This is a genomic window from Streptomyces sp. NPDC001606, assembly GCF_053596835.1.
In genome coordinates this window covers 109,561-135,934 of sequence record NZ_JBSFHC010000022.1, presented here as the reverse complement: position 1 = coordinate 135,934, position 26,374 = coordinate 109,561, and the positions used below count along the sequence as shown (strand labels likewise).

Here is a 26,374-nt window from a genome sequence, read left to right as displayed (position 1 = left end):
GGCCGGTCACTTGATGTAGAGGCAGCGGGGGTCGATGCTGCCGATCACGTCGTCGTAGACGAGGCCGCCGACCCGGGAGCCGGCGATCTGGACCTGCTTGTAGTACGCGGTCGGGACCTCGTTCACCACCTTGGTGAGCAGGTACTTGTCGACCTTCTCCCACTCCGCCGCGGCCTTGGCGGGGTCGGCGATCCGGCCGATGCGGTCGATCTCGCTGTTCACGTGCGGGTCGTTGAGCTGGGAGTAGTTCGACGCGCCGTCGGCGATCTGGCGGCCGTCGTACAGCGGCGGGATGACCGTCCCGCCGGACGGCCAGTCGGCGGCCCAGGAGGTGTGGAAGATGTCGTAGTCGTTGTCGAGCTTGGAGACCTGGTCGAAGTAGGTCTCGGAGGGGATCTCCCGGCGCTGGACGTCGAAGCCCGCCTTCTTCAGGCCCGCCGCCATGGCGGTGGAGTACTGCTGGCCCTCGTTGGTGTTCGTGTAGCCGAAGGTCAGCTTCATGTGGAGCTTGCCGGCCGCCTGGAGCAGCTTCCTGGCCCTGGCCGGGTCGCCCTCGGGGTGCTTCTTCTTGCCGAACGGGTCGAAGGCGGGGTCGTAGCCGGGGACGGTCGGGGAGATCAGGCCGCCCGCGACCTCCATGGCGTCGCTGCCGCCGTAGGCCCGCACGAACGGGGTGATCGGCAGGGCGTACGCGATGGCCCGGCGGACCCGGATGTCCTTCATCTCGGGCTTGCTCAGGTTGATGTTCATCTGGCCGACGTACGGCTGGTAGCCGGAGACCGTGCGGGACTTGAGCTTCGGGTCCCGCAGGACCTGGGACAGGTTGCCCGCGTCGACCTGGTTGTTGAAGCTGAGGCCGGCCCGGTCGGGGCCGCTGTCCGCCAGCAGCGCCTTGGTGGAGGTCTCGAACTGCTGGTTGAAGACGATGTTGAAGCGGTCCACGTACTGGTGCCGGATGGGGTCCGTCTTCGGGTCCCATGCGGGGTTTCTGACCAGCACCATCGACTTGCCGGACTTGAAGGACTGGATCTTGTACGGGCCGGTGGTGACCGGGTTCTTGTCGTACTGCTGCCGGGTGTCGCCCTTGGCGGACACGATGGAGTAGCCGGCCATGGCGAGTGCGTACGGCAGGTCCGGGTGGGGCTTGGCGAAGTGGAAGACGATGGTCTTCGCGTCGGGCGTCGAAAGGACGCTGTCCGGCAGGTGTTTGCCCTTGTAGGGGCCGTCCGGGAGCAGCTTGCGGTAGCCCGCGCCGTCGGTGCCGGCCAGCCACTGCTGGAGGTAGGCGGGGCCCTGGGTGATGAAGGGCGCGAAGAGCCGCTCGACGGTCTGCCGGACGTCCTTGGAGGTGATAGGGGTGCCGTCGGCGAACCTGATCCCGTCCTTGAGCGTGTACTTCCAGGTCCTGCCGCCGTCGGTGGTGGTGCCGGAGTCGGTGGCGAGGTCGCCGACCACCTCGTGCCGGTGGCCGTCGTTGCTGGTCGCCTTGTAGCCGGTGAGGCCGCGGTGGATCAGCTGGGCGAGCGACATCTGGTCGAAGACGTAGATCTGGGCGGGGTCCAGGTGGGCGTAGGAGTCGCGCTGGAGCACCTCCATGGTGCCGCCGGACCTGGCGCCGGGCACGGGCGCGGCGGGCCCGGTGGAGTCGGCCGTACCGCCGAACTTGATGGGGGCCTGCTGGCGTCGTGCGTTCTGCTGGTCCTTCCGGTCGTCGCCGCCGCTGCCGCTGCCGCCCTTGCTGCAACCCGTGAGCACGAGAGCTCCGGCCGCGAGGACGCAGAGCGCCCCGTGGAGTTGACGTCCACCCCTGTTCATCACGCGATTCCCACCCATCTGTGTGTCACCGGGACCGTGGAGGTGCGATGGAAGTGCCGTGCGCTTGCCTGAAGTGCTGGTTCAGTGCGCGGTCTTGGGGTCGAAGGCGTCCCTGACCGAGTCCCCGAGCAGGTTGAAGGCGACGACGAAGACGATCATCGACACGCCGGGGAAGAACATGTAGGTGATGTCGTTCTGCATCACCAGCTGGGTGGACGCCTTGGCGAACATCTGCCCCCAGTCCGGGGTCGGTTCGACGATGCCGACGCCCAGGTAGGACAGCCCGGCCTCGGCGGTCACGAAGTTGGGCAGCAGGTACGTCGCCTGCACCAGCAGCGGGGTGACGATGTTCGGCAGGATCTCCCTGCGGATGATCCGCCACGGTGAGGCGCCGCTGATCCTCGCCGCGTCGATGAACTCCCGTTCGCGCAGGGCCAGTGTGGTGCCGCGCAGAATCCGGCCGAGGCCCATCCAGCCGAGGAACCACTGCACCAGGACGAGGGCGACGACCCGGACGTAGGTGGGGGTCTCGTCGCGGGGGCTGACGAACAGCGAGACCACGACGGGCATGCTCGCGATGAAGAACAGCTGGGCCGGGAAGGCGAGCAGGAAGTCGATGACCCGGCCGATGACGTAGTCGGCCCGGCCGCCGAGGTAGCCGGCCGTGACGCCGAGCAGGATGCCGGTGACGACGACCGCGAGGGTGACCGCGACCGAGATCATCAGCGAGGTGCGGATGCCGTAGAGGAGCTTGGTGAAGACGTCGTACCCGTTGCCGGGTTCGAGTCCGAACCAGAACTCGCCGCTGATGCCGCCGTTGGGCCGCACCGGCACTCCCGCGCTGTCGAAGAGTTCGGGACGTTCGTCCGCGTACACGGTGTAGGGGTCCTTGCCGTACCCCTTGGCTATCAGCGGGGCGAGCAGGCCGAGCAGGAAGTAGCAGCCCACCACGCAGGCCGAGAGCACACCCGTGCGGTCGCGTCGGAAACGCAGCCACATGAGCCGGCCGGGTGACCGGCCCTCGATCTTGCCAGGAGTTGTCACGGTTCGCCCACTTCACCCGAATGAATGTGACTCCGCGTGTTCACTCAATGACCCGAGCGCTGTCCGCAAACTACCCCTGAAAGCGGGCGGCAAAAAGCCCGGGCACCCCGCCATGGGGTGCCCGGGCTCGACTGCCGGTGGATCAGCCGTGCTTGGCGCGGCTCGCGGCGCGGGCCCGCTCACGCTGGTCCAGGTTGACCTTGCGGATGCGGACCGCCTCCGGGGTCACCTCGACGCACTCGTCGTCGCGGCAGAACTCCAGCGACTGCTCCAGCGACAGCTTGCGCGGCGGGACGATGGACTCGGAGACGTCAGCGGTCGAGGACCGCATGTTCGTGAGCTTCTTCTCCTTGGTGATGTTGACGTCCATGTCGTCGGAGCGCGAGTTCTCGCCGACGATCATGCCCTCGTACACCTCGGTGCCCGGCTCCACGAACAGCACGCCGCGCTCCTGGAGGTTCGTCATCGCGAACGCGGTGACGGCACCGGCGCGGTCGGCGACCAGGGAGCCGTTGTTACGGGTCTGGAGGGTGCCGAACCAGGGCTCGAAGCCCTCGTGGATCGAGTGCCCGATGCCCGTACCGCGGGTCTGGGTCAGGAACTCGGTCCGGAAGCCGATGAGACCGCGCGACGGCACGACGAACTCCATGCGCACCCAGCCGGAGCCGTGGTTGGACATGTTGTCCATACGGCCCTTGCGGACACCCATGAGCTGCGTGACCGCGCCCATGTGCTCCTCGGGCACGTCGATCGTCATGCGCTCGACGGGCTCGTACGTCTTGCCGTCGATCTCCTTGGTGACGACCTGCGGCTTGCCGATGGTCAGCTCGAAGCCTTCCCGGCGCATGGTCTCGACCAGGATGGCGAGCGCCAGCTCACCACGGCCCTGGACCTCCCAGGCGTCCGGCCGGTCCGTCTCCAGGACGCGCAGCGAGACGTTACCGATCAGCTCGCGGTCCAGGCGGTCCTTGACCTGACGGGCGGTGACCTTGCGGTCCTTGACGGCCGACTTCGCGTCGGCGCCCTTGCCGGTGCCGCCCCGGCCGACCAGCGGCGAGGTGTTGGTGCCGATGGTCATGGAGATCGCGGGCTCGTCGACCGTGATCAGCGGCAGCGGGATCGGGTTCTCGGGGTCGGCGAGGGTCTCGCCGATCATGATGTCGGCGATACCGGCGACGGCACAGATGTCACCCGGGCCGGCCACCTCGGCAGGCTTGCGGGTGAGCGCCTCGGTCATCAGCAGCTCGGAGATGCGGACGTTGCTGATGGAGCCGTCGCGCTTGATCCACGCGACCGTCTGGCCCTTGCGCAGCTCGCCCTGCTCGACGCGCAGCAGCGCGATACGGCCGAGGAAGTTGTCGGCGTCCAGGTTGGTGACGTGCGCCTGGAGCGGGGCGTCCTCGTCGTAGGTCGGAGCCGGGATGTGCTCCAGGATCGTCGAGAAGAACGGCTCCAGGCTGTTGGAGTCGGCCGGGACCGTGCCGTTCTCCGGCTTGGTCAGCGAGGCGATGCCGTCACGGCCGCAGGCGTAGACGATCGGGAACTCGATCTGCTCCTCGTCCGCGTCCAGGTCGAGGAAGAGGTCGTACGTCTCGTTGACGACCTCGTCGATGCGGGAGTCCGGGCGGTCCGTCTTGTTGATGCACAGGATGACGGGGAGCCGCTGCTGGAGCGCCTTGCGCAGCACGAAGCGGGTCTGCGGGAGCGGGCCCTCGGAGGCGTCCACCAGGAGGACGACACCGTCGACCATCGACAGACCGCGCTCGACCTCGCCACCGAAGTCGGCGTGGCCGGGGGTGTCGATGATGTTGATCGTGATCGGGTCCCCGCCGTCCTTGGGGTGGTACTTCACCGCCGTGTTCTTGGCGAGGATCGTGATGCCCTTCTCACGCTCCAGGTCGTTCGAGTCCATCATGCGGTCGTCGACCGAGTCGAGCTGGTGGGCGGCGAAGGCACCGGCCTGCTTCAGCATGCCGTCGACGATGGTGGTCTTGCCGTGGTCGACGTGGGCGACGATGGCGACGTTGCGGATGTCGTGGCGCGTGGCCATAGGTTGCCGTACTCCCGGAGTGTGAGGAACGCCCTGCGCGTACATCTGTGCCGCGCGGGCCCTGCCGGGCTGGACACGCCACGGCCTTACCCCATGGTACGTGTCCTCCGCACCAAGGGCTCGCCGGGCCGATGTCCGCTAGCTGTTCCGGGGACTCGGGGAGATCTTCGCGCCCTTCTTCAGATAGCCCATGTCCTCGTAGACCGGCGTCTGGAAGCCGAAGGCCCCGGCGTTCACCAGGTTCCTGCGCACCCCGACCAACTGGGGCCGCTGGTACAGCGGGATCGACCCCGCCGTCGCCCAGATCCGGGCGTCGGCCTTCCTGATCAGATCCCGGGCCTCGTCCTCGTCGAGGGTCGCCGCCGCCTGGTCGAAGAGCTGGTCCACCTGGTCGGTGCCGACCCGGGTGTAGTTCTGCTCGATGTTCACCGAGCCGTCGGCCGCCGCCACCGGCTTGGCGTAGATCGGCCGGGCGTCGGTCGCCGGGAAGGGGGTCGCCGGCCACGAGTACAGGGCGAGGTCGTAGTCGCCGGCTGCGATGTGGTCCTTGAAGAAGCTCTCGTCCGAGACCTTGCTGATCGTGGTGCGGACCCCGACCTTCTCCAGCATCGCGGAGATCCGCTCCGCGACCCGGTTCAGCGTCTCGGAGCCCGGCCCGGAGGGCAGCACGAAGCGGAGCAGCAGGGCCTTGCCGTCCTTGGCGAGCGGCGCGGCCGGTGCGGCGGCCGGTGCCGCCGTGCCCTGGGGGGCGTAGGCGCCGGGCGCGCCCCCGTGCTTGCCCTCCTGCGCGAGGTGCCGGTCCCCGGCGTCGCCCCGCCCGCCGCTCTTGTCGTCCTCGCCGACGATGTACTCGCCGTCCTTGCCGCCGTCGGACTTCTTCTCCTCGCTCGCCTGGTCGTCGCCCGTGTGGTCGTCGCTCTCGGGGCCGGCCGCCTTCTCGCCCTTCTTCTCCTCCTTGACCGGCCCTCCGGCCACCCAGCCCGCGTCGGTGAGCAGCGCCTGGGCCTCCTTGGTGTCCGGGCCGCCGACGGCGCCGCTGTTGTCGGCGTAGTCGGCCTGGCCGGCCAGGGCGAGGTGGCTGCCGACCGGTACGGCGGGCAGGCCGAGCGGGGTGAGCACCAGCTTGGCCAGTTCCTCGCGGTCCAGGGCGCGGGCGACGGCCCGGCGGACCCGCTCGTCGGCGAGGGGGCCCTCGGAGCCGTTGAGGGCGAGCTGGGTGTAGGCGGGCTCCAGCGACCTGCGCACGTCGAAGGCGCGCAGGGCCTGCTGCTGGTCCAGGTAGCGGGTGATCGCCTTGCGCAGCTTCTTCTTTCCGGTGTGCACCTTGTCCTCGTCGAAGCCGTGCGCCAGCGCCCAGGAGCGCAGCTTCTTCACCGAGGTCTTGCCGGCGCCCTGGAGCGGGTTGGCGGTGCCCTGGGCGGCGAGCCCGATCCGCTCGGCCTCGGCGGAGTCGATGTCGGCGAGGTCCACGCTGCCGTCGGCGAGCGCGGCGGCCCGCTTGTCGCGGGGTACGGCGTGCAGCACGATCTCGTCCAGCTTGGCCGGCCTGCCCCACCAGCGCGGGTTGCGGGTGAGGACGACGTCCTTGGCGGCGGTGTCGACCTTCTCCACCTTGAACGGCCCGGCGGTGACCTTGAGCTTGCGCCGGGCGCCGTCGTTGAAGGCGTCCGGGGTGCCCATGACGTCCTTCGGGTACAGCGGGGAGAACAGCGACTTCCAGTCGGCGTAGGGGCGGGAGAAGGTGACCCGGACCTGGAGGTCGTTGGCGCCGCGCTCGATCTTCTCGATGCGGTCGTAGCCGGCGTTGCGGGCGGTCCAGTAGGCGCTGTCCTTGCCGGACAGGGCGCGCCACTGGGCGACGAAGTCGGCGGCGCCGATCTCCCGGCCGTCGCTCCAGACGGCCTGCTGGTTCAGCTTGTACAGCACGACCTGGCGCGGCTCGGTCTCGATGACCTTGGCCGATTCCAGATAGGCGGGGTTGGGCACCGGCCGGCCGGTCGCGTCGAGCCGGAACATCGAGGGCAGCACGGCCTGGGCGACGCGGTTGGTGCCGGCGTCGGCGTCGGCCTGGAAGGTGTTCAGGGTCTCGGGCACGGCGTCCACGGCCCATTTCAGGGTGCCGCCGTCGGCGACCACGTCCCGGGCGGCCAGGGCGATGTCCTGCCCGGCCAGGGGCTTGCCGGCCTCGTCGTCGGAGCCGCAGGCGGTGAGCAGGGGCAGGGCGAGCGCGCCGGCGGTCAGCAGAGCCAGGCCGCGCTGGAGGTGCCGGGCGCCGTTGTTCGGCTGCGGCGCCGTTGTGGCCGGTCGCCCATCGCTGCGGTCCCGCGCCCCGTCGGGGCGCTCCCCTGCCGTCGCCGAATACGACATCTCTGCTACCTCCGGGAAGCCGCGAGCGTTATGATCACTTTTGGCGGTATATGGAGCTGATCAGATCTATGCGGCCACTGAAGAGGAAAGGTTCCGGCCAGCGCGGGCGACACGGCGACGAGGGCCTGCAAGCCCACCCGAGCGGCGCAACACACCCGGAAGACGCCTCCCCGCCCGCCCGCCGGAGCCGGGAAGCGAGGGCAAGCCATGTCCGTGCACGACGACATCACCACCGTCCAGCGCTGCCTCGACGACCTCGAGCGGTCGCTGGGCCGGCTGGAGAACCAGCTCGGCAGGGGTGGCCTGGAGATCCGCCGGGTCCGGCTGGACGCCGACCACCTGCGCGAGAGTGTGGCGCTGCTGCGCGAGGCGGCGACACCGGCCGGATCCGGCCGGCCCGACCTCGTCACCGTCTCCGACACGCCCTACGACATCAGTCTGTGGACGGACGCGGACGACGAGGGCCTGGGCGCCCGCGACCGGCACGCTCCCTGAGCGGTGGAGCACGCGTAGGCCCCGCCGCTGTGGACGGGGCCGAAGCTCAGCAGGTGTGGTTCGAGGTGGTCAGGAGGCGTCCTTCGGCGCGGTGGCGCCACGGCCGGGCCGCTGGGCCAGCGTCTGGAGGCCCAGCCCGGCCATGAAGGCGAGCCAGCCGGTCCACGGCACGGGGCCGTACTGGCGGGCGAGCGGGCCCAGGAACAGGAACACCGCGCCGCCGGCGGCGGCCAGCAGGGAGCCGTACCCCCACAGGGCCGGGCGCAGCACCCGGGCGCGCCCCCAGGGCACGATCCAGCCCGTGGTGAGGGTCAACACGCCGCTCAGCCCGAGCAGCCCGAGGGTGATGGCACCGGCCACCACCAGGAACATGTGCATGACGGTCAGGGTGCCACCGGGCGAAGCTTTTCCGCCAGATCGTGCGCCGCCTTCCCGCGTATGGATTCCGTCAACTCCGGTGATGCGTCGTACGACATGACGGCGATCCCCCCGTGTGCCGTCGTCCATTCCGTCCCCCTGCCCGTCTCGTCCCCCACCTGTATCCGCCCCGCTCGCGAAGCCGTCTACCTGCCCATACGCTCCGAAATGTGACGTCCTCCCTGATTCGGGGCCGCCCCCGGCGCGCCCACGCGCACATATGGGCGCGGGTGACGCATGTCGTGCTGGGCGCGCTGACGGGAGTCGGGTGGCTGGTGTTGCCGGTGACGACCACCGGCACCCATGAGCCGGTTCCCCCGGCACCGGCCGGACCGGTGGCGAGCGCCACCGCACAGCAGCAGGGCGGGACGTCCACGGCCGACCTCGTGCTGCCGCTCCTCGCCGGGGTGGCGGCCGTGACGCTGGGCGGATACGGCTATCTGCGCCGCACCCGGCGCGCCCGGACCCGGACGACCCCGGGCACCGTCTCCGCGCCGCCGCCCGCCCCGAGCCCGGCCGAGTCCGAGCGGCAGGCGCGGGCCGCGCTGCTGCTCGCCGACGACCGGGTACGGGCGAGCCGCGAGGAACTCGCCTTCGTCCGGAGCCGGTTCGACAAACCGGAGACCGAGCCGTTCACGCATGCGCTGCGGGCCGCCGAGACCGAGCTGGCGGCCGCGTTCGCGATCTGGCGGCGGTACGAGGAGGGGGTGCCGGAGGATCCCGAGGCCCGGCGACAGGCACTGGTGGGGGTGCTCGGCCGGTGCGCGGAGGCGAGCCGGCGCCTGGACGCGGAGACCCCGGCCCTGGACCGGCTCCGGGCGCTGGACGGCGCGGGGCTGCGCCCGGCCCTGGAGACCGCCGAGGCCCGGTTCCGCGAGCTGGCCGCACGGACGACCTCGGCCGAGGAGACCCTGCGCGGCCTGCACGACCGGTATCCGCCCTCGGCCACCGGCCCGGTCACCGGGTATCCCGAACGGGCCAAGGACCGGCTGGTGCTCGCCACCTCCCACCTCAACGACGCCCGCCAGGCGGCCGACACGGGCGATCCGGCCCGGGCCGCCGAGCACTTGCGCGCCGGGGAGAGCGCGGTGGCGCAGGCGGCCGTCTTCGTCGACGCGGTGGAACGCCTGGCGACGGAGCTGCGCCGGGCCGCGGAGCTGGTCCCGGCCGCGCTGACCGGTGCGGAGGCGGAACTCGCGGCGGCCCGGGAAGGGCGTTCCCGCACTCCGCTGACCGAGGGCGACCTGCATGCCCGGCTCGCGCATGCGCGCGGGGTGCTGAACGGGGTACGGCAGGAGCTGACCTCGGGTGCGTACGACCCGCTGGACGCGCTGCGCCGGATCACCCGGGCGGTGGAGCGCCTGGACACCGGCCGCTCCGGTGTCCTCGACACGGCGGCGCTGCTCGTCGCCCGCAGTTCGGTGGCCGGGGCGGAGGGCTTCATCGCGGCCTACGGCCCGGCGGTGGGCCCGGAGGCCCGCTCGGACCTGGCGGCGGCGGTCCGCGCACTGGCCGCGGGGGCGGCACCCGAGGCCGACACCCTGTCGGCCCACGCCCGCGCCCTGGCCGAACGAGACGTGCGGGCACAGGGCAACCGGGCGTAGGGCCTTTCTTCCGGATCAGGCCGGCTCCGGCCGGCGGTGCCTTCCCGGCCGGCCCGAGCGCGGACTCAGAACAGGCTCAACAGCGCCTCCGCCGGGTCCGTCAGCCCGCCCTCGCCCCCGGGCAACGGCAGCTCGAACCAGACCGTCTTGCCCCGGGGCGTCCGCCGCGAACCCCACGCCGCACTGAGCAGCCCTACCAACTGCAAGCCCCGGCCCCCCTCGTCGGTGTCCCGGGCCCGCCGCCGCCGAGGCTGCACCAGCCCGGAGTCCCACACCTCGCACACCAGCGTCCGGTCCAGCAGCAGCCGCAGCCGTATCTCCCCCTCGCCGTACCGCAGCGCGTTGGTCACCAACTCGCTGACCAGCAACTCGGCGGTGTCGACCAGCGGCTCCAGATCCCAGCTGAGCAACTGCCCCCGGGCGTACTCCCGCGCCCGCCCCACACTGCGCGGCTCCCGGGGCAGCGTCCAGTCGCCGACGGACTCGGCCGGCAGCCCCTGCACCCGGGCCATCAACAGCGCGATGTCGTCCTCGCCGTGATGGGTGTCCAGGGTGTTCAGGACGTGGTCGCAGACATCCTCCAGCGGGCGCGAGGAGTCGGTCAGCGCCCCCACGAACGCCTGCAAGCCCTCGTCCAGCGGATGGTGCCGGGACTCGACCAGCCCGTCCGTGTACAGCGCGAGCAGCGCGCCCTCGGGGAGTTCGACCTCGACCTCCTCGAAGGGCTCGCCGCCCACCCCGAGCGGCATCCCGGGCGGCACGTCCAGCATCAGCGCCGGCTCGCCGGGCTCGACCAGAACCGGCGGCAGATGCCCGGCGTTGGCGAACGTACAGCGTCTGGTGACGGAGTCGTACACCGCGTACACACAGGTCGCGAGGTACACCTCGGACAGGTCGGCGTCCCGTGGCTGCCGGGCCGTACGGCCGGCCTGCCGGACCCCGCCGGGGGTGCCGAGCCCGCGCGCGATCTCGTCCAGCGCGGACAGCACCTCGGCCGGTTCGAGATCGAGCAGCGCCAAGGTCCGTACGGCGGTGCGCAGTTCCCCCATGGCGACGGCGGCGCGCAGCCCGCGCCCCATCACGTCGCCGACCACCAACGCCGTGCGGTGGCCCGGCAGTTCGATCACGTCGAACCAGTCGCCGCCGACCTCGGTCGCCGCGTTGCCCGGCAGATAGCGGCAGGCGATGTCCAGCCCGGACGCCTCGGGGTCGCCGGGCGGCAGCAGCGACCGTTGCAGTATCAGCGCCCGCTCGTGCTCCCGGCGGTACAGCCGCGCGTTGTCGATGCACACCGCCGCACGCGCGGCCAGCTCCACCGCCAGCTCGCGGTCCCGGTCGCCGAACGGCTCGCTCCCCTTGGTCCGGGCGAACTGCGCGAGTCCTACGACCGTGTCGTGGGCGACCATCGGCACGGCCAGCGTGGACTGCACCAGCCCGCCCTCCTCGGCCGGCACCCGCTGCGGGCGGGCGGTGCGCAGGGCGTCCGCGCAGGGCGAGTTGAAGGGGAAGTGGTGGACGGCGCCGACCTCGACGGGCTCGCCGGACCCGGCGAAGGGAGCGCCGGTGACCGCGCTGGCGTAGGCGACCCGGCGCAGTGCCGCGCTGCCGTCGGCGCGGCCGGGCGGGTTCTCGTCGCCGGTCAGCAGCCCCTGGTAGAGGTCGACGGTGGCGAGGTCGCAGAAGCCGGGGACGACGACGTCGAGGAGTTCCCGGGCCGTCGTCTCCAGGTCGAGGGAGTTGCCGATACGGGCGCCGGCCTCGTTGAGCAGGGCGAGGTTGCGGCGGGCGGCGGCGGCCTCGCGGGCGGCGGCGCGGCGGGCGGTGATGTCGGTGCCGAGCCAGGCGATGCCGATGGGCCGGCCGCTGCCGCTGTGCACCCGGTAGAGGTTGACGGACCAGTGCCGGCGTTCCTGGGAGCCCGGGACGAACCCCGTGACATGCATGTCGGTGATGGAGTCTCCGGTCTCCAGCACCCGGCGCAGGGTGGCCGAAACCCGCTCGGCCTCACCGCGCACCAGATAGTCGTGCACGCCCTTGCCCCGGTGGTCGTCCGGGGTTCCGCCGAAGACGGAGGCGAACTGCTCGTTGGCCCGACGGACCCTCAGATCGGCGTCGATGAGCAGGAATCCGAACGGGGACTGGCCGAAAATCGCCTGTGAGGCGGCGAGGTCGGTCTCGATGCTGCGCAGGGTCCGGACGTCCACGACGATACAGACGGCGGCCCGCTCGCCCTCGGCGGTCCGGGTCGGCATGACGTACACCTCGGCCAGCCCGTCCGCACCGCGCAGGCCGTCCGGCGTGTCGGGCATCCGAAAGGGCACCACACCGGTCCATTCGCGCCCGTCGAGGATCTCGGCCATCTTGCGCTGACCGCGCGCACGGAGATCGGGGTCGATGAACGCCTCGATGGGGTCCATGCCAACGGCCCGGGACGCGGGGATGCCGAAAAGCTGCTCGGCGCGCAGGCTCCACTGCTCGACCAGGCCACCGGGGCCGATGGCGAAGGACGCCACCTTGATGTAGTCGTAGATCGAGCCGGGCGGACTGCTCTGCCACAGGGCGTCTCCGGGCACCGCGGCACCCTCCGCGGCCTGGCCCCTCGCGCCGTCCGACGGGTCCTCGGACTCCGTGGCCTTCGCTGGTATCTCGCTCACGCGAACCGTCCCCTCCAGCTCACCGCGCCCGGCACCGGTCACCGGGGGCGGCTGCCCGCAGTATCCAGCACTACGGCGCCGCACGACACGGTGTTCACGATCACAGCTCGGTCCAGGTGTTTTTCGGACCGTTCCGTGACAACACTTCCCCTCTTCTAACCAGGGAACAGGCCCTCGAATCACGCACGCCCCGGCACCGCCAGCTCGAACCAGACGGTCTTTCCGCTCGCGCCGGGGCGCGTGCCCCAGGCGCGCGAGGAGCCCGCGACCAGTTGCAGGCCGCGCCCGCTCTCGTCCTCGGGCCGGGCGGTGCGTTCCCGAGGCGGGTCCGGGAGCGGGTCGGAGACCTCGACCAGCAGGGCGTCAGAGCGCCCGGTGGGGCGGACCAGCCGGACCCCGATGGGGCCGGCGGCATGCCGCAGCGCGTTGGTGACCAGCTCGCTGACCAGCAACGCGGCCAGGTCGGCGAGGCAGTCGAGGTCCCAGCCGTGCAACTGGCCCCGGACCGCGGCCCGGGCGGAGCGCACGGCGCCCGGTTCCGCGGCAAAGGTCCAGTCGGCGCAGTCGCCATCGGTGTCGATCACGCCGATCACTTCCCAGGCCAGCGAGCCCACCCTTGTCCGGTTTCGTGGGGTTAATGGGCACATACCCGATATCCAGTGGGCAGTACCGTGCGCGAGGGCGCACTGTGGCACGAACGGCGTACGGGCGGCTCGTCGGGTCGGTGAAGAAGCAGGGGGCGCAGAGACCGGGGAGCACACCGGGCGCCCTCGCCGGGCAGCGGCTCAGGGGGTACGCCGTTCGGGGTCCGCGGCCAGGCGGGCGGCGGCCTCCCGGACCGCCGGGACGTCCTGGTCGAGCCAGGCCACGTCCCAGATCTCGTCCGGACCGAGCCAGCGCAGGTCGTCGTGGTCCTCGAGGGGCCGGGGCGCGGCGGAGCCGGGGCGCAGCCGGGCGGTCCACACCCGAAGGACGTACGGCGCACGCAGAGGCCACTCGCCCGGCACCCGCTCGACCGGCTCGGCGTCGACGCCGAGTTCCTCGCGCAGTTCGCGCACCAGGGCGTCCTCGGGGCGCTCGCCGGGCTCCACCTTGCCGCCGGGCAGCTCCCAGCGTCCGGCCAGTTCGGCGGGCGCGCTGCGGCGCGCCGCGAGCAGCCGGCCGCCGTCGAACAGGGCGGCTCCCACCACCACGATCGGTTCCGGCACGATGGGTTCCGGCACGATCGGCTCCGGCACGGAGTTCGCGGACGGCATGGGTGTCATGCGTCGGAGCGTACGGGAGCGTGCCCGCGGTCAGTTCCGGAGGTCGCTCGGGAGGTCGTCCCCGTGCCGGCCGATGCGCTCGACCCAGTAGAGCTGCTTGTGTCCCCGGTCGTCGAGACTGTCGGCGATCCGCTGGGCCTCCGCGCGGGTCGCATAGCGGCCGACGCGGTAGCGGTTGCCGTTGTCGTCCTGCCGTATCACGATCCAGGGCAGGGAGACCGTGCCCTCACTCATCGCCCCCACCGCCCCCGCCCTTTCTCGCATCGCCCTTGCGTCCTGTCCCGGGCCCCCGCCGAGCCGCGTCTAAGGAAACCGCAATCCGCATATGCCCGAGCGTACGCCCAACCTTTACGGAGCGAATACGGGTTTTCACAAAGAGGTACGCAACCAGCCAGAACCCCGGGGGCGCACGAGACTGAATGCGCCGTCGTGAACACCGCTGGCCGGGTCGCGAGGCATGCCCGGGGGAACCGGGGCCACCTGGGAAAACGGCCGGATTGCAGCGGCCTGCCGGGGCTCGGCGCGGGCCGCTCGACCGGGTGCGGGGCAGCGGAGGGGCCTCAGGGGTGTGCGCCAGGGGTGCGCGTCAGAGGCCTCCGTCGGGGGTCCGGAGACCTCACGCGGGGGCGCGGAAGGGGAACGCAGTGAGGGGCACGCCTACTTCACGGGCAGGTGGTAGGCCACCCGGTACCGGTCCGCCGGGATCACCACGTCGGCGGTCTCGACGGGGCGGCCGGAGGCGTAATAGGTGCGCTGGACGACCAGCACCACATGACCGGGGACCCCGCCGAGCAGGTGCAGCTCCTCGGCGAGGCCGGGGCGGGCGCCGACCTCCTCGGTGACGTTGTCCACGATGACGTCGATGGCGCGCATGCGCTCCACCACGCCCATGCCGCCGAGCGGTCCCTCCTCGGGCAGCATCACCGGGGTCCGGCCGGTGACCGCGAGGGGCTCCCAGGAGGTGGAGAGCATCATCGGCTCGCCGGCCTCCCGGAACAGGTACTTGGTGCGCATGACGCGGTCGCCGGTCTGGAGCCCGAGCCGCTCGGCGATGGCGGCGCCGGCCGCGGTCTGCTCGCTGCTGGACTCCCAGGTGCCGCGCACCGAGGGCTCGGCCTGCTCCTGGCGGAAGGGGGTGGCGCCGCCGGCCGGGCGGTATCCGGACCGGGCCACCCGCCGGGGCACGGGCCGCTCGCGCACATACGTCCCCGATCCGGAACGGCCCTCGACCAGCCCCTCGGCCATCAGCACCTTGCGCGCCTCCAGGGCAACCGTGTCCGAGACGCCGTACTCCTCGCGGATGCGGGCCTGGGAGGGGAGGCGGGTGTGCGGCGGCAGCGAACCCTCGACGATCTTCTTGCGGAGATCACCCGCGACACGCAGGTACGCCGGCTGCTCACCGAAAGTCACTGGCCGCTCCCATCAGGTTGTACAGACAGCAACAGCCTGGCAACCGTGGGTTGTGCCGTGCAAGTGAAGGCCAGAGAATCACTCGAAGTGATGACATGACGTCCACACGGGCTTTACCCAGCCACTTTCTCCCCCGTACCGGGGGTCGCTCACACCTCCGTATGCTCCTGCCGTATCCCGAAATACCTGTTGGAGGACGACGAGTGAGCAAGGTGAGCGCCGAGACGGTCGGCCGGGTCAACGGGTTGACCGCCCGCTGGGCGCAAGCCCTGCACGAGAACACGGTGTTCTCGGCACCGGGCGTCTGGCCGCTGCTGGCCCATCTGGCCGACGGCGCGGGCGGGCCGGCCCGGGCGGAACTGTCCGGCGCGCTGGGGGTGCCGGCCGATCAGGCGGCCGCCGCGGCACGGGAGTTGCTCGCCGCGCTCCAAGCGGTGTCCGGCCTGGACACCGCGCTGGGACTGTGGACCCACGCGCACCTGGCGGTGCGCGAGGAGTGGCGGGCCGGGCTGCCGGCCGGCACCCACGGGGTGTTCGGGGACGACCTCGTCACCGCGCAGGAACGGCTGGACGCCTGGGCGGCCGAGCGCACCGGCAGGCTGGTCGAGCGCATGCCGGTCACCCTGACCCGGGACGCCCGCATGGTGCTGGCCAGCGCCCTGGCCCTGCGCACCACCTGGCGCCAGCCTTTCCAGGAACTGCCGCACCGCCCGGACACCGGCCCCTGGCAGGGCCGCACCCTGCGCGGACTGCACCGCAGGAGCGTACGGCCGGACCGGGTGGGCGTCACCGGCACCCCGGACGGCTTCGTCACCACGCTGACCGTGCCCGGCGACAACGGCATCGACGTCCATCTCGCGCTCGGCGAGGAGCACATGACCCCCGGTCAGGTGCTGGCGGCGGGCGTCGCCGTCGTGGAACGCGCGCTCCCGGTCACGGCGGGCGGAGCCCTGCCGCACGGCCATGTCGGCCCCGGGCTGTATGTGGAACAGCAGCCCGCCATGGCGCCGGAACCCCGCACGCTCGATGTGCGGACGGTCGGCTTCGAGGTGCGCGCCGACCACGATCTGACCGCGGCGGCGGCCCTGTTCGGCCTCACCTCGGCCCTGGACGACCGGTACGGCCACTTCCCCGGCATCAGCGACACCCCGCTGGCCGTCGGCGAGGCCAGGCAGTCGGCCGTCGCCCAGTTCGGCGCGCTCGGCTTCCGGGCGGCGGCGGTGACGGCGATGATGCCGGTGGCCGCCGGCGGCCTGCCCCAGTACCCCTACGAGACCACGGTGGTCCGCGCCTCCTTCGACCGCCCCTTCGGCTTCCTCGCGGTGGACCGCGAGACCCGGCTGGTCCTGATCGCGGGCTGGGTGACGGACCCGGCGCCTTATCCGGTGACGGTGTCCTGATCCACGGTGGGGGGCCTCGCCGAATCGCTACGGTCGGGCAACCAGAAGAGGCCGGGCTCGATGGAGCCCGGCCTCTTCTGGGGAAACGGACCGCTCACACCCAGATTCATGGGGCGAGCCGCTGTCGTCCGCGAGGAGCAGCACGGCTGGCTGTGCGGCACCGGGTGCTTCGTGCTGCGTCCCCCTGCCGTACTCGATGCCGATTACTTCGCCGCGTACCTACGCGGTCCGGAGGCACGGACGTGGCTGGAGACCCACTCCACGGGGAGCATGAAGATGAAGACCATCTCCCTCAGCGTGCTCGGCGAACTGCCCGTCGTGCTGCCCGACCTCGCAACGCAGCGAGCGATCGCTGACACGATGACACAGTTGGACGAACACGAGCGGCTGCTACGCGAACAGCTCGAATTGACACAACGCATCCGCCACGGCGCACTGGCCGGAGGCATCATCCCGGCGCCTTAGCATTCCCCGCGGCCGCGGCAAGGGCAACGCCACGTCCTGCCCTGCCTGCTGATGGCTCGGACCACGTGCGCCTCCTCCCAGGCTCGCACGCCTCAGGCGCTGGGGGCTGCGGGCCTGGAGCATGGCTGCAAAGAGCTGGCTGCGCGCCCGTTGACGGCGTTCGGCCTCAGCTTCAGAGACAAGAAGCGTCGTGACCGAAGTGGGGCACCCGCCCAAGGGAGCAGGCGCCGGTGGCAACAGATCGCGCAGCGCGAGGGACACGGGAAGCTTGACGCAGTCCCTCATCCGACTGCCCCGGTCGCCGAGTCGCCCACCCGGCGCCAACCGCGTCGCCGCTCCCCCCCCCAATTCGCTGCTCACAGCGACCATGCCTTCAGTAGATCGTCAGGGCTGTAGGCGGCGTCGAGTCCCGGACAGTCGGTTCCGTAAGCCGACTGGGCGCTGGTGGGCAGCCACAGCTGTTCGAAGAGGTCGCTGGCTCAGCGCTCCGGGGTCCATCGGTGGATCAGCTCGTGCTGCGCCAGGTCCTTGAAGTAGCGGTGTCGCGACCAGGCATCGAAGTCGCCGATGACGATGAGGCGCCGACGGGCGCGGGTTACCGCGACGTTCAGGAGGTTGGGCTTTTGAGCGGCCCAGTTCCGAGAGCCCACCTGCCCGGCGCCGGTGCCCAAAACCAGGATCACGATGTCCGCTTCCTTGCCTTGCGTGGTGTGCACCGTGCCGTAGCGCTTGGGGATGAGAGTCCTTCCCACAACCTTGCCGAGGCCATGGACGACGTCGCGGAACGGGCTGATGACAAAGACGGAATCATTCAGACGGCGCTTCCGCGCTGCGGCGTGGTCGCCTCCCTGAGCGGCGCCGTGGAACGCCTCACCGGTGTGCAGGCCCTCCTGCCGGATCGCCTCGTCAATGCGGGCGCAGATCCGGTCGAGGGTGGCTTCCAGCGCCCTTCCTTCCTCGGGGTTCCACTTCTCCTCGCCCGGCAGGGCGCGGACGTCCCACCACACACTGCGCTGCGCCAGCGGGAAGTCGCCCTGATCCCGATGCACTCCGTAGACCATCATCCCGTCGTAGGCGATCTTGTTGCTGATGTCGAACATCAGGCGATCGCAGCGGCGGTGTACCCGCAGGGGCGAGCCGAGCCAGATGTCCTCGCCGTCCTGGTCCTTCAGCCAGGTGCCGTACGGGTTGAGGCGATCGGCGAGGGCCTGGACGGAAGCGGCGGCCGGCGCCCACTGCCGGTCCACCGCGAAGTGTCCGGCCAGGCGCTGCTGGCCGGTCCACGGGAGGGTGACCACAGGTTCGAGCTGCAGCGGGTCACCGACGACTACGGCGCGGCGGGTTCGCCACAGGGCGCCGACCACCTCCTGCGGGGCGGCTTGGCCAGCCTCGTCGACGAACAGCCAGCCCAGGGCCTCGCTGCCCAGCTGAGCGAACATACGGCCCATCGACGCGAATGTCGTCGAGACCACAGGGACGACCAGGAACAGCAACTGCCAGGCGGCCAGCACCGTTTCAGCGTCCAGGTCCGCCGGCGCCTGACCTTTGACCACCTCCATCACGGCCTGCAGATTCTTGCGCATGCGCTCGGGCGCGGTGGCCAGCAGCGCGCGGTGCAGATCCAGGGCCGCGAGGAAGAGTTCCGAGCGTGCCTCAGCGAACGCGGCGTCCATCCAGGGCGCTGACTGCTCGCGCGTCTCCATCGCCTGACGGTCTTCGAGGGCCGCCTGCCATTCGGCTCCCGGCACGCGGTCGCCCCACCGCTCCTTGGCCGCGGCCAGCCGGCGTTGCTCGGCTTCCCGCTCGCGGCGCCGCCGGGCCACTTGCTGTCCGGCCTCGGCGGTGGTCGTGACCTGTCGCACGCGGGCCTGCTCGCACGCGGTCAGCCGGGCCTGGGCGCGCACGATGGCGGCCAGTGCCTGGTCCAGATCTCCCTTGGCGGTGCGTAAAGCGGCGTGGCGCGCGGCCCGTACGGATTCCAGCTCGGCGAGACGGGCGTCCGCGGCGTCCACACTCGCCTGGAAGGGGAGGCGCCCGGTCTCCCAGCGCCGCATGGGCTCGCGGGTGAGCAGCCTTCTGATCAGGCCGGGTCTGCCCGCGTCGTAGGCGTGGAGTGCCGACTCCGCTGTTCTGACCCCTTCCTCGCCGTGGCGGACCGCGGCTTCGGCCAGGTCGAGCCGCGTTCGCTCGGCGGACATCGCTTCCCTGCATCGCGCGTGCTCCTCCCGGTGGCCGGCAAGTCCGACTTCGGCGCGGCGCTGCTCCTGTTGCAAGAGCAGCAGCGCGTCGTGGGCTCCGGACTCCCGGGCCACCAGCTCATCCAGGAGGGCATCGGGGCCGGCGAGCCGGGCGAGCAGATCCGCGATCTCCTGCCGCTCTGCGGCCAGCGCGCGCACGCGGTTGCGGGCCTGAGTAAAGCGCCGGACCGCCTGCGTCCAGGTCTCTTGCCCCAGAGGCGCCGCCGTGTCGGCATCAGGGCTCGTGCTCTGGGCATTCTGTGAGGAGGCAGAGAGGTGATTGGCCTGCAGCTGCAGGATCTTGTGCAGGCCCAGGAGCGGTCGGTCCTCGCTCGCTTCCGGCCTTGGCCTGCTGTCGCCCTTGGGCTGCTCGCCCCACCAGAAGCGCTGGACGAAGTCCGAGCGATTGCTGCGCCGTCCCAGGCGAGCGGCGATCGCACCCCAGGCATCTTCTTCCAGTGCCAGGCTGGCTGGGCCGGCAAGGTAATCGGCGCGTCCTTGCCATGCGTCGCCGATCGCGCGTGCTCCGGGGACTTCCAGGGTGACGTTCTCCACCGCTCCGTTGTTGGACGAAGCGATCACGATCTCGAAGCCGGTGAGTTCGGGGATCAGGGGGTGGATGGTGCGCGGGTAGGTCTTGCCGGCGGTCTCCTCCGTGCGCCAGGTGCGCGGCTTTCGGACGAAGGCGTCCTCCGGCCGCTTCAGGGCCGCCAACCGCTCGGCCCGCTGGACCACCAGGGCCGCGATCAGGTCGCGCAGCATGGTCGTCTTGCCGGTGCCGGGCGGTCCGTTGACCGCGTAAAGGCCGCGGCCGTCAGCCTGCCCGAGGCTCGCCAGGATGCGGTTGACCGCGAACTGCTGACTGAGTACCAGTGGCTTGTCCGCATCCGCCAGCCATCGACCCAAGGGCATGTTCGACGGCTGCACGCTCTCCAGCACGATCTCGGGCAGACGTCGCACGTCAAAGCGGTTCATCGCCTCCAGATCCGCCTCAGCCCGCAGATAATCCAGCAGGGCGGTGCCGGCCTCTCCGGCCTCGAGGACACCGGCGACCCGTTCCAGATCGTCGGCGTAGAAGCTGTTGAGGAAGACATCACCGCCCGCCTCATCCGCATGCCGGGCCGCAACCTGATAGCTCTTGATACGGATCGCATTGGGCGTGAGGGCCTCGGCGACGCCGAGCTGCTCTGCCACCCACCGGGTGATGGCCGCCAGGTCGAACACATCCAGGACCTTTGTGCCCACCTCGGGCGGAGGTCCCTCCGGCTCCGCCTCGCGCTGCTCCGCTTCCTCCCCTTCACCGCTGCCTGGACCTTGGCCGGATGCTGCGTTGTCGCCCGGAGTGTGGTCGGTGAGCCGGGCAGCAGCGGAATCGATCAAGTCACCGCCGACCTGCTCGATCACCTTGGCGGCAACCGCCCCCGCCACAGGACCCAGCCCGGCACCCACCGCCCCGGCCGCCGCTCCCAGCCCGCCCTTCGCCGCGCTGACGACGAGGCGGGACATCAGCCCAGCGACCGGGCCAAGCTCCGACTGCGGCGACGCAGGGCCGACCACGGGCTGGCGATCGACTTCGATCCTCCCGTCGCCAAGATCCAGCAGCCGCTGTAGCAGAAACGTGCTGCGCTCGTCGAAGCCGGTCAGCCACTGGTCGCTGTGCGGCCCGGGGTCCAGGGTCTGCCCGACTGCCCAGGCGCACGAAGACAAGGTGACACTGTCCTTGATCAGCAGCCCGTCCTGGTTCACGGTGAAGCACAGCACGGCGCTGTCCCCGCCGATCCGGCCATCGAAGTCCTGTTCGGACTCCGGAGCACGGAACGCCTGTAGCAAGACGTCACGCACCTTGTCGACCCCGAAGATCCCGGCGTAGACCGTGTGCTGCCACACGAGGCTCGGCCGGGACCGAGTCCGGCTGATCGCGGAGTCGGGCTCCCAGGGCAGTGCCCGATTCGGCCCCACGGCGAAGAGGTTCTTGCGCGGATTTACCGGTTCGACCTTCGGCGGGCTGAAGTACTCTACGGCACGCCAAAAGCGCAGGATCTGCGCTTGACGCTGCCGCTCAGCCTTCGACCGATTGACCGCCCCCATCCGCCCCCCCTGTGATCGTCGATCACAAGGCACCGTAACAGAGGGCCAGGGTAGGGCAATCGCGGTTGCCCACAAGCCCGTTGTGATACGTCCACCGGGGCACCGGTCCAGACGCGCCGCCGCTACGAAAGCCACGGCGCGCAAACTCCGACGCCTTCGACAGAGTCAGAGGCCGACCGGACCGGGCAGCTTATGCTCTCGCCGAGTGCGTCCTGGAGTTGAACTACAACCTGCTCCTGCCCTCCCGGGTGACAGGCTGATCGCGTCCTCCGCCCGACTACGCCAAGGGAAGGGTGCCGGTGATCCGTGCACTCCCTGCTGCCGGACACTGGGCCATGCGCGACCCAGCACCGGCGTCCCCGTAACATCTCAGCACCATCCCGGCACGGGAAAGAGCAAAGGGCCCGACTCCGAAGAGTCGGCCCCTCTCTGACCTGCCTTTTTGCCAGATCAGCGACGTGGCGTTCTGGCACCCGCTACACGTTGAAGCGGAATGTCTGGAGCCAGATCCTGACCTGCGGCGGAGCCCCCCACGCAGGGCTCTGACCTGGGATTCCTCGTTGGCATGCGTTGGCTCCCGACGGCCGTTTACGGGTGTCCTGCGGACTGGCTGCGGACTGGCCGGGGGCCCCGAGGCAGAGAAATCCATGGCACACGGGCGGGACCTGCAACGAAACTGCGCAGGTGAGCGACTCCTACCCCTGCCCGTGCTGCGGACACCGCGTGCTGAGCGCGGTGCCCGGCTCGTACGAGATCTGCCCCGTCTGCTTCTGGGAGGACGACGGGGTCCAGTTCCGCTGGCCCACCATGGCCGGTGGGGCGAACAAGGTCTCCCTGATCGAGGCCCAGCGCAACTACCAGGACTTCGGCGCCTGCGACGAGCACGGCCGCCGGTTCGTCCGACCGCCGGCCGAGAACGAGCCGCTCGACCCCGCCTGGCGCCCCATCGACCTGACACGGGACTCCTTCGAGGACTGGGCGGCCCAGGACCGTGCCCCGTGGCCCGACGACCGCTCGGTGCTCTGCTGGTGGCTCCCCACTTTCTGGCGCCGGGACCACTCCGCGTCATGACCCCTCACATCGAGACACTCGTCGAGCAGCTCGACGGCAAGGCCGACGAGTCCTACGACGCCCGCGCGGAGCTGATCTGGATCGGCGCCGACGCCATACCCGCCGTCATCAACGGCCTGCCCTCCCTCGGCGGCTTCGGTCAGCTCACCGCCATCGAGGTCTTCGAGGAGGTGAGCGATCCCCGTTGCGGCCCCGCTCTCATCGGCCTGCTGGACAGCGAGAACCCGACCGTCCGCGAATGGGCGGCCATGGCCCTGGCGAGCCTGGAGATCGACGGCGCCGTCGAGCCCCTGCGCCGCGCCTACCTCGCCTGCCTGGAACGGGCGACCCCACCGGACTGGACCGAGCCCGTCGGCATCCGCTGGGCCCTGACCGAGCTCGGCGCCCGCACCCCCGTCGTCCCACCGCTCACCACACGCCTACGCCCCACCGCTGCGAACAACGCCCCCGGCTGGCCCTCGGCCCACTTCACCGAGATCATCAACGACCTGGCCGACCACGCCCAGGTGATCCTCTACTCCCAGTTCTGGCGCGTGGACGCCGGCCGCACGTACGGCGTCTCCGGCCCCGGCCTGGACTGGGAACTCGGCTGGACCGCGCCCTGGGAGCACCTGGTCGAAGAATCCCGCACCTGGTCCCTGCTGGAAGCCTCAGAAGCCCCCACCGGCAGCAACATCTTCGTCGCCCCAACCTGGATCGACCGTACCGACCTGTACCCGGAGAGGTGACCGATGCCGTTCCAGCACCCCGAGGAAGTCGGCTACGGCCATGTGGTCGAGAGCTACGTGACGAGGACGTACGGGGGCCTCCCGCGCTATCTCGTACTGAACGGCGGGCGGTTCCTGGGCCCCCGGTGGTGGCACACCACACGCTTTACCCGGCATCTGATCGCTGACGCCGCCGCGATCAACGACGAGGAACTGGAAGCCCTCCTCGGGTACGAATGGCGCTCGCGTCTCACCGCCGGCTGGCTGATCGGCGTCGACCGCCGCGAACAGTTCCGAGCACGCATCGGCGACCTGCTCCTGGCCAGCGAGGTCTGCTATTCCGGCGGCGCCTACTGCTTCGCCTTGGCCCGCTTCGGCACACACGCCGACGCTGAGATCCTCACCGCCTACCTCGACCGCTACCTCCCCTGCACCGACCTCCACTACGACCAGCCCGCCGCCCTGGGCGCCCTCCTCCGCCTCGACGCCCTCCTCGGTACCCGCCACGCCGACCGCTTCACGGAGCCCGACGGCCTCTGGGACGAGTGGGTCACGGGCGTGGGGCGCCTCGGCTACCCCAGCTACACCCCCGCCGAACAGCGCCGCTGGACGGACCTCCAGTGCGAGTTCGCCAACGGCTGGACCCGGCCGTAGCAGCCGCCTGACTGCGGCTACGTGAAGTCCGCGTACGCCATGTATCGGCCGCACGTGCGGCACATGAAGAGGTAGCCCGTGGGCTGACTGTCCTTGTCCAGAGCACCCAGATAGCTCTCCACCGCCTCGGCAGACCACCCCCACGCGCCAACCTCGCTGCGCAGCGCCTGCAGGGCATCCGGGAACATGGCCAGCTCGGCCATCCCGACCGCCCCCAGGAACGCCGCACCATCACCGCAGTGGAAGAACCACTGCGGGTCCTGCCAGGAGGAGAAGCCCGGCGTACACGCGTCGACGGACATCACGACCTCAAGCGGGACATCGTCCCCGGCCGGGTCACCGATGAAGTGCGCGTCGTACTTCGAAGCGGCGCTGCCATCCGCGATGCACCACGGGCACAGCAGGTTGGAAAGTTCCTCGACCGCGTACACCGGGCCCGTGTAGATGAACCCCCGCGCCCTCCCGCAGCAGAGGCACGTCGTGCTGGACTCAACGACCGCCCCGGTCGCCAAGGGGTCGGGGTGGTAGTGAAAACCGGGCAACTCCTCGGACATGCCAGTCACGCCACCTGCGCACAGGAAGGTCGTGCCGGACTGCACCCGCCCTCGGTCCGAAGGGGGTCATGGCCGCAGCAGCCGAGCCTGCGGGTCATAGCAAACGTGCCCCATCGATGCCGCGAGATCGGCGGCGTAGGCCGAAGCCTCCTCGGCCATGCTGTATCGCATCGGGAAGTAGATGAACGGCCCGGACGCCTCGCCGATCAACGGCCCCGTCGACCAGGGGGAGGTGTCCTCCTCGTCCTCCGTGAGATCCACCCATCGCGCCAAGAGCCCAGCAACGTACTCCGCGATACGCGGTGACGGTGGAAACTCTTCCTCCGTGTCGATGTAGCGGTCGTACAGCTGGGTGAGGACCTCGCCCGCGATCACATCGTCAGCGGGCTTGCTGCCTTCCCACACCGCCAGGTCGTAGCTCATGGCCGAACTGTGCCACGCCCTACTGACAGCACCGCTTTAGCGTCGATCAGCAGGACAGCCGCACCAGACGTCCGAGGGCGCTGTTACGTTCCGTCCTATGACCGCATCAGACGATCTACTCCGCCGGATCGAGCAGGAGCCTTCCCTTGCTACCGCGCTCGCCTGGCCTGGCGATTTCGACGTCGAGCGCCGGGATCCCATCGGGCAACTTGCTCTTCCTACCAGGATCCCCCTACACCCGATAGCCGGCTGCGGCGCCGGCGGCACGTACTACCTGTGCGGGGAGGCTGAGGCCGAGGAGAGGCCCGTCCTGTACGCCGACTCGGACGGCCAGGCCACGTTGATCGGCGCCGACCTCGTCGAGGCGATCACGCTCATCGCTGTACTGCCCTTCTGGCGCGACCTGGCGAAGGGCTTCGCGATCAGCGAGCTCGGCTCGGACCTTCGGGCCGACCACCCGGACTTCGACGCCGAGCGCGACCGCCTTCTGCACGCCCTCGGGCTTGCCTCCCTCTCCGAGGAGGAGGCTGCCGCTCGCCTGCTGGCTGTGGGCGCGCGCACGGCCCCGGACTACGTGCCTCGCGTACCGGACGACGATCACCTGCCGTACGAGCTTCTGTTTCCGAGCAGCCCCGCATAACGAAGCCAGCGCTTGACGTCAGTACCGGGCGATGACCTGTCGCAGGTCCGTGCCCAGGAGGTCCTCCAGCGCCTGGACGCTGGCTGGCGATAGCGGCAGCTCGCATTCTGGGTCTGTGGTGACGAGGCTGTACCTGGCGAAACCCGCAGCCTCGACGTAGTCGAGGGCGTTCAAGTCCGTCTGGGCCGAGCAACAGGGCACCGTTACGGCAAGTGCGTCGAAATAGCCGTCCGGAAGGACTGCCGTGTCCATCGCGTCGCCCCACCAGTCTTCGATATCGGAGCCGCATACGGGGCACCGAACACCACACCAGTTCTCCCCGGGATCGATGAAGGCTGTGCCAGGGATGTCCCAAACGTCGTAACCGCCCAACGCCTCAGTAACCAGTTGCTGTAGCCGGGCTTGCGCAGCCTCGCTCGCAGCCGGTGCAGGCGAAAAGTGCGGGTCCTTGGGTATGAGGTGAAGCAGCGTGATGCTCACGCTGCCGACCAGCCGTCCAGCGAGACCTCCGAGCCGTCATTCAGGTAGTGGTGGAGGGCACTGGCGGTGGTGTCAACGAAGGCTTCAGGGATGGCGTCGGTGTCGACCCAGCGGACCTGGGCGTGCTTGCGCGGTTCGCGGTTCTCGGGCTCGCCGGTCCAGTCGTGGGCGGCGAAGACGACCGTGAGGAAGCCGTTGGGGGCCTCGACGCCCCAGGCACCGTGGATGATGTGGGCGACCTTGAGGGACTCGGGCTTCACCGTGAGGCCGGTCTCCTCGTAGAGCTCGCGGACGGCCGTCTCGGTGATCGGTTCGCCCGGTTCACTCTTGCCGACGGGGAGGTCCCACATTCCCTGGGCGAACTTGGCGTTCTCGCTGCGCTGGAGGAGGACGACGCGGTTGGTGGCCTTGTCATGGACGATGACCGCGGCGACCAGCAGGGTCATCGATTCGAGCGCCGGCTTGAGGGCCTTCGACTGGTCGTCGGTCTGCTGGGTCACGGTGTTCCCTTCGTCGGGCGGGTTGTTGGGCATG

At 70.5% G+C, this 26,374-nt stretch carries 23 protein-coding genes; 8 read left to right on the top strand and 15 right to left on the bottom strand.

The window, feature by feature from the left end:
* Nucleotides 1–6: 6 nt before the first annotated feature.
* From ACWCV9_RS31890 to ACWCV9_RS31875, 4 genes are all read right to left on the bottom strand, one after another.
* Entirely contained in the window at nucleotides 7–1,815 is a 1,809-nt protein-coding gene (locus tag ACWCV9_RS31890; RefSeq protein ID WP_450791774.1) for an ABC transporter substrate-binding protein, read from the bottom strand.
* 81 nt (nucleotides 1,816–1,896) lie between these two features.
* Nucleotides 1,897–2,859: an ABC transporter permease gene (locus ACWCV9_RS31885; RefSeq protein WP_450791773.1), complete on the bottom strand. Its 963-nt coding sequence runs from the start codon at nucleotides 2,857–2,859 to the stop codon at nucleotides 1,897–1,899.
* A gap of 142 nt (nucleotides 2,860–3,001) precedes the next feature.
* Nucleotides 3,002–4,909: a translational GTPase TypA gene (gene typA, locus ACWCV9_RS31880; protein WP_385840227.1), complete on the bottom strand. Its 1,908-nt coding sequence runs from the start codon at nucleotides 4,907–4,909 to the stop codon at nucleotides 3,002–3,004.
* Nucleotides 4,910–5,047: 138 nt separating this feature from the next.
* On the bottom strand, nucleotides 5,048–7,276 hold the full coding sequence (locus tag ACWCV9_RS31875; protein ID WP_450791771.1) for an ABC transporter family substrate-binding protein: 2,229 nt from the start codon (nucleotides 7,274–7,276) through the stop codon (nucleotides 5,048–5,050).
* Nucleotides 7,277–7,483: 207 nt separating this feature from the next.
* On the opposite strand from ACWCV9_RS31875, the gene ACWCV9_RS31870 reads away from it, so the two are divergent.
* Nucleotides 7,484–7,771 carry a hypothetical protein gene (locus tag ACWCV9_RS31870; protein ID WP_450791769.1) on the top strand — a complete coding sequence of 96 codons (288 nt, stop codon included), beginning with the start codon at nucleotides 7,484–7,486 and terminating at the stop codon, nucleotides 7,769–7,771.
* Nucleotides 7,772–7,840: 69 nt separating this feature from the next.
* On the opposite strand, the gene ACWCV9_RS31865 is transcribed toward ACWCV9_RS31870, so the two are convergent.
* Nucleotides 7,841–8,149, bottom strand: a complete 309-nt coding sequence (locus ACWCV9_RS31865; protein WP_450791768.1) for a hypothetical protein — start codon at nucleotides 8,147–8,149, stop codon at nucleotides 7,841–7,843.
* 209 nt (nucleotides 8,150–8,358) lie between these two features.
* Between ACWCV9_RS31865 and ACWCV9_RS31860 the strand changes: the two genes are divergently transcribed.
* Nucleotides 8,359–9,792, top strand: coding sequence for a hypothetical protein (locus ACWCV9_RS31860; protein ID WP_450791766.1), 1,434 nt, complete (start codon nucleotides 8,359–8,361; stop codon nucleotides 9,790–9,792).
* Nucleotides 9,793–9,857: 65 nt separating this feature from the next.
* Here ACWCV9_RS31860 and ACWCV9_RS31855 read toward each other — a convergent pair whose 3' ends face one another.
* The 5 genes from ACWCV9_RS31855 to ACWCV9_RS31835 form a co-directional block, all read right to left on the bottom strand.
* Nucleotides 9,858–12,446: a SpoIIE family protein phosphatase gene (locus ACWCV9_RS31855; protein ID WP_450791764.1), complete on the bottom strand. Its 2,589-nt coding sequence runs from the start codon at nucleotides 12,444–12,446 to the stop codon at nucleotides 9,858–9,860.
* Nucleotides 12,447–12,625: 179 nt separating this feature from the next.
* A complete protein-coding gene (locus ACWCV9_RS31850) occupies nucleotides 12,626–13,060 on the bottom strand; it encodes an ATP-binding protein (protein ID WP_450791763.1) in 435 nt (144 codons plus the stop codon).
* Between the two features lie 171 nt (nucleotides 13,061–13,231).
* Nucleotides 13,232–13,702: a (deoxy)nucleoside triphosphate pyrophosphohydrolase gene (locus ACWCV9_RS31845; protein WP_450791797.1), complete on the bottom strand. Its 471-nt coding sequence runs from the start codon at nucleotides 13,700–13,702 to the stop codon at nucleotides 13,232–13,234.
* A gap of 39 nt (nucleotides 13,703–13,741) precedes the next feature.
* Complete coding sequence (locus ACWCV9_RS31840) at nucleotides 13,742–13,975, bottom strand: SPOR domain-containing protein (protein WP_385840235.1); 234 nt, start codon at nucleotides 13,973–13,975, stop codon at nucleotides 13,742–13,744.
* A gap of 393 nt (nucleotides 13,976–14,368) precedes the next feature.
* Complete coding sequence (locus tag ACWCV9_RS31835; protein WP_385840237.1) at nucleotides 14,369–15,121, bottom strand: GntR family transcriptional regulator; 753 nt, start codon at nucleotides 15,119–15,121, stop codon at nucleotides 14,369–14,371.
* Between the two features lie 161 nt (nucleotides 15,122–15,282).
* Here ACWCV9_RS31835 and ACWCV9_RS31830 point away from each other — a divergent pair, with 161 nt between their 5' ends.
* Both ACWCV9_RS31830 and ACWCV9_RS31825 read left to right on the top strand, forming a co-directional pair.
* Nucleotides 15,283–16,521 (top strand): serpin family protein, encoded by a 1,239-nt coding sequence (locus tag ACWCV9_RS31830; protein WP_450791761.1) that lies wholly within the window; start codon nucleotides 15,283–15,285, stop codon nucleotides 16,519–16,521.
* A gap of 60 nt (nucleotides 16,522–16,581) precedes the next feature.
* Entirely contained in the window at nucleotides 16,582–16,986 is a 405-nt protein-coding gene (locus tag ACWCV9_RS31825) for a restriction endonuclease subunit S (protein WP_450791759.1), read from the top strand.
* 479 nt (nucleotides 16,987–17,465) lie between these two features.
* On the opposite strand, the gene ACWCV9_RS31820 is transcribed toward ACWCV9_RS31825, so the two are convergent.
* Nucleotides 17,466–21,311: an AAA domain-containing protein gene (locus ACWCV9_RS31820; RefSeq protein ID WP_450791757.1), complete on the bottom strand. Its 3,846-nt coding sequence runs from the start codon at nucleotides 21,309–21,311 to the stop codon at nucleotides 17,466–17,468.
* Nucleotides 21,312–21,995: 684 nt separating this feature from the next.
* Between ACWCV9_RS31820 and ACWCV9_RS31815 the strand changes: the two genes are divergently transcribed.
* From ACWCV9_RS31815 to ACWCV9_RS31805, 3 genes are read left to right on the top strand one after another with little or no spacing between them, the layout of a single operon-like run.
* Nucleotides 21,996–22,382 carry a CPCC family cysteine-rich protein gene (locus tag ACWCV9_RS31815; protein WP_450791755.1) on the top strand — a complete coding sequence of 129 codons (387 nt, stop codon included), beginning with the start codon at nucleotides 21,996–21,998 and terminating at the stop codon, nucleotides 22,380–22,382.
* Nucleotides 22,379–23,110, top strand: coding sequence for a HEAT repeat domain-containing protein (locus tag ACWCV9_RS31810; protein WP_450791753.1), 732 nt, complete (start codon nucleotides 22,379–22,381; stop codon nucleotides 23,108–23,110). The genes ACWCV9_RS31815 and ACWCV9_RS31810 overlap by 4 nt, the downstream gene beginning before the upstream one ends.
* A 3-nt stretch (nucleotides 23,111–23,113) precedes the next feature.
* Nucleotides 23,114–23,743, top strand: a complete 630-nt coding sequence (locus ACWCV9_RS31805) for a DUF6000 family protein (protein ID WP_450791751.1) — start codon at nucleotides 23,114–23,116, stop codon at nucleotides 23,741–23,743.
* A 17-nt stretch (nucleotides 23,744–23,760) separates the two neighbouring features.
* Here the strand turns inward: ACWCV9_RS31805 and ACWCV9_RS31800 are convergent, their stop codons facing one another.
* Together ACWCV9_RS31800 and ACWCV9_RS31795 are read right to left on the bottom strand one after the other, a co-directional pair.
* Nucleotides 23,761–24,297: a CbrC family protein gene (locus ACWCV9_RS31800; RefSeq protein WP_181802339.1), complete on the bottom strand. Its 537-nt coding sequence runs from the start codon at nucleotides 24,295–24,297 to the stop codon at nucleotides 23,761–23,763.
* A 66-nt stretch (nucleotides 24,298–24,363) separates the two neighbouring features.
* The gene (locus tag ACWCV9_RS31795; protein WP_450791749.1) at nucleotides 24,364–24,720 is read right to left on the bottom strand and encodes a hypothetical protein; all 357 of its coding nucleotides are present in this window, start codon (nucleotides 24,718–24,720) and stop codon (nucleotides 24,364–24,366) included.
* Nucleotides 24,721–24,817: 97 nt separating this feature from the next.
* Between ACWCV9_RS31795 and ACWCV9_RS31790 the strand changes: the two genes are divergently transcribed.
* Nucleotides 24,818–25,360, top strand: coding sequence for a hypothetical protein (locus tag ACWCV9_RS31790; protein ID WP_450791747.1), 543 nt, complete (start codon nucleotides 24,818–24,820; stop codon nucleotides 25,358–25,360).
* 18 nt (nucleotides 25,361–25,378) lie between these two features.
* On the opposite strand, the gene ACWCV9_RS31785 is transcribed toward ACWCV9_RS31790, so the two are convergent.
* Both ACWCV9_RS31785 and ACWCV9_RS31780 read right to left on the bottom strand, forming a co-directional pair.
* Nucleotides 25,379–25,840, bottom strand: a complete 462-nt coding sequence (locus ACWCV9_RS31785) for a hypothetical protein (protein WP_450791745.1) — start codon at nucleotides 25,838–25,840, stop codon at nucleotides 25,379–25,381.
* Nucleotides 25,837–26,373 (bottom strand): NUDIX domain-containing protein, encoded by a 537-nt coding sequence (locus ACWCV9_RS31780; protein ID WP_450791744.1) that lies wholly within the window; start codon nucleotides 26,371–26,373, stop codon nucleotides 25,837–25,839. The genes ACWCV9_RS31785 and ACWCV9_RS31780 overlap by 4 nt, the downstream gene beginning before the upstream one ends.
* Between the last annotated feature and the right edge of the window lies 1 nt (nucleotide 26,374).

Coding starts and splice junctions, on each gene's coding strand:
- ACWCV9_RS31890 (WP_450791774.1), bottom strand. CDS start 1,815: ATGAACAGGGGTGGACGTCAACTCCACGGGGCGCTCTGCGTCCTCGCG.
- typA (WP_385840227.1), bottom strand. CDS start 4,909: ATGGCCACGCGCCACGACATCCGCAACGTCGCCATCGTCGCCCACGTC.
- ACWCV9_RS31875 (WP_450791771.1), bottom strand. CDS start 7,276: ATGTCGTATTCGGCGACGGCAGGGGAGCGCCCCGACGGGGCGCGGGAC.
- ACWCV9_RS31870 (WP_450791769.1), top strand. CDS start 7,484: ATGTCCGTGCACGACGACATCACCACCGTCCAGCGCTGCCTCGACGAC.
- ACWCV9_RS31865 (WP_450791768.1), bottom strand. CDS start 8,149: ATGCACATGTTCCTGGTGGTGGCCGGTGCCATCACCCTCGGGCTGCTC.
- ACWCV9_RS31845 (WP_450791797.1), bottom strand. CDS start 13,702: ATGCCGTCCGCGAACTCCGTGCCGGAGCCGATCGTGCCGGAACCCATC.
- ACWCV9_RS31840 (WP_385840235.1), bottom strand. CDS start 13,975: ATGCGAGAAAGGGCGGGGGCGGTGGGGGCGATGAGTGAGGGCACGGTC.
- ACWCV9_RS31830 (WP_450791761.1), top strand. CDS start 15,283: ATGCTCCTGCCGTATCCCGAAATACCTGTTGGAGGACGACGAGTGAGC.
- ACWCV9_RS31825 (WP_450791759.1), top strand. CDS start 16,582: ATGGAGCCCGGCCTCTTCTGGGGAAACGGACCGCTCACACCCAGATTC.
- ACWCV9_RS31820 (WP_450791757.1), bottom strand. CDS start 21,311: ATGGGGGCGGTCAATCGGTCGAAGGCTGAGCGGCAGCGTCAAGCGCAG.
- ACWCV9_RS31810 (WP_450791753.1), top strand. CDS start 22,379: ATGACCCCTCACATCGAGACACTCGTCGAGCAGCTCGACGGCAAGGCC.
- ACWCV9_RS31805 (WP_450791751.1), top strand. CDS start 23,114: ATGCCGTTCCAGCACCCCGAGGAAGTCGGCTACGGCCATGTGGTCGAG.
- ACWCV9_RS31800 (WP_181802339.1), bottom strand. CDS start 24,297: ATGTCCGAGGAGTTGCCCGGTTTTCACTACCACCCCGACCCCTTGGCG.
- ACWCV9_RS31795 (WP_450791749.1), bottom strand. CDS start 24,720: ATGAGCTACGACCTGGCGGTGTGGGAAGGCAGCAAGCCCGCTGACGAT.
- ACWCV9_RS31790 (WP_450791747.1), top strand. CDS start 24,818: ATGACCGCATCAGACGATCTACTCCGCCGGATCGAGCAGGAGCCTTCC.
- ACWCV9_RS31780 (WP_450791744.1), bottom strand. CDS start 26,373: ATGCCCAACAACCCGCCCGACGAAGGGAACACCGTGACCCAGCAGACC.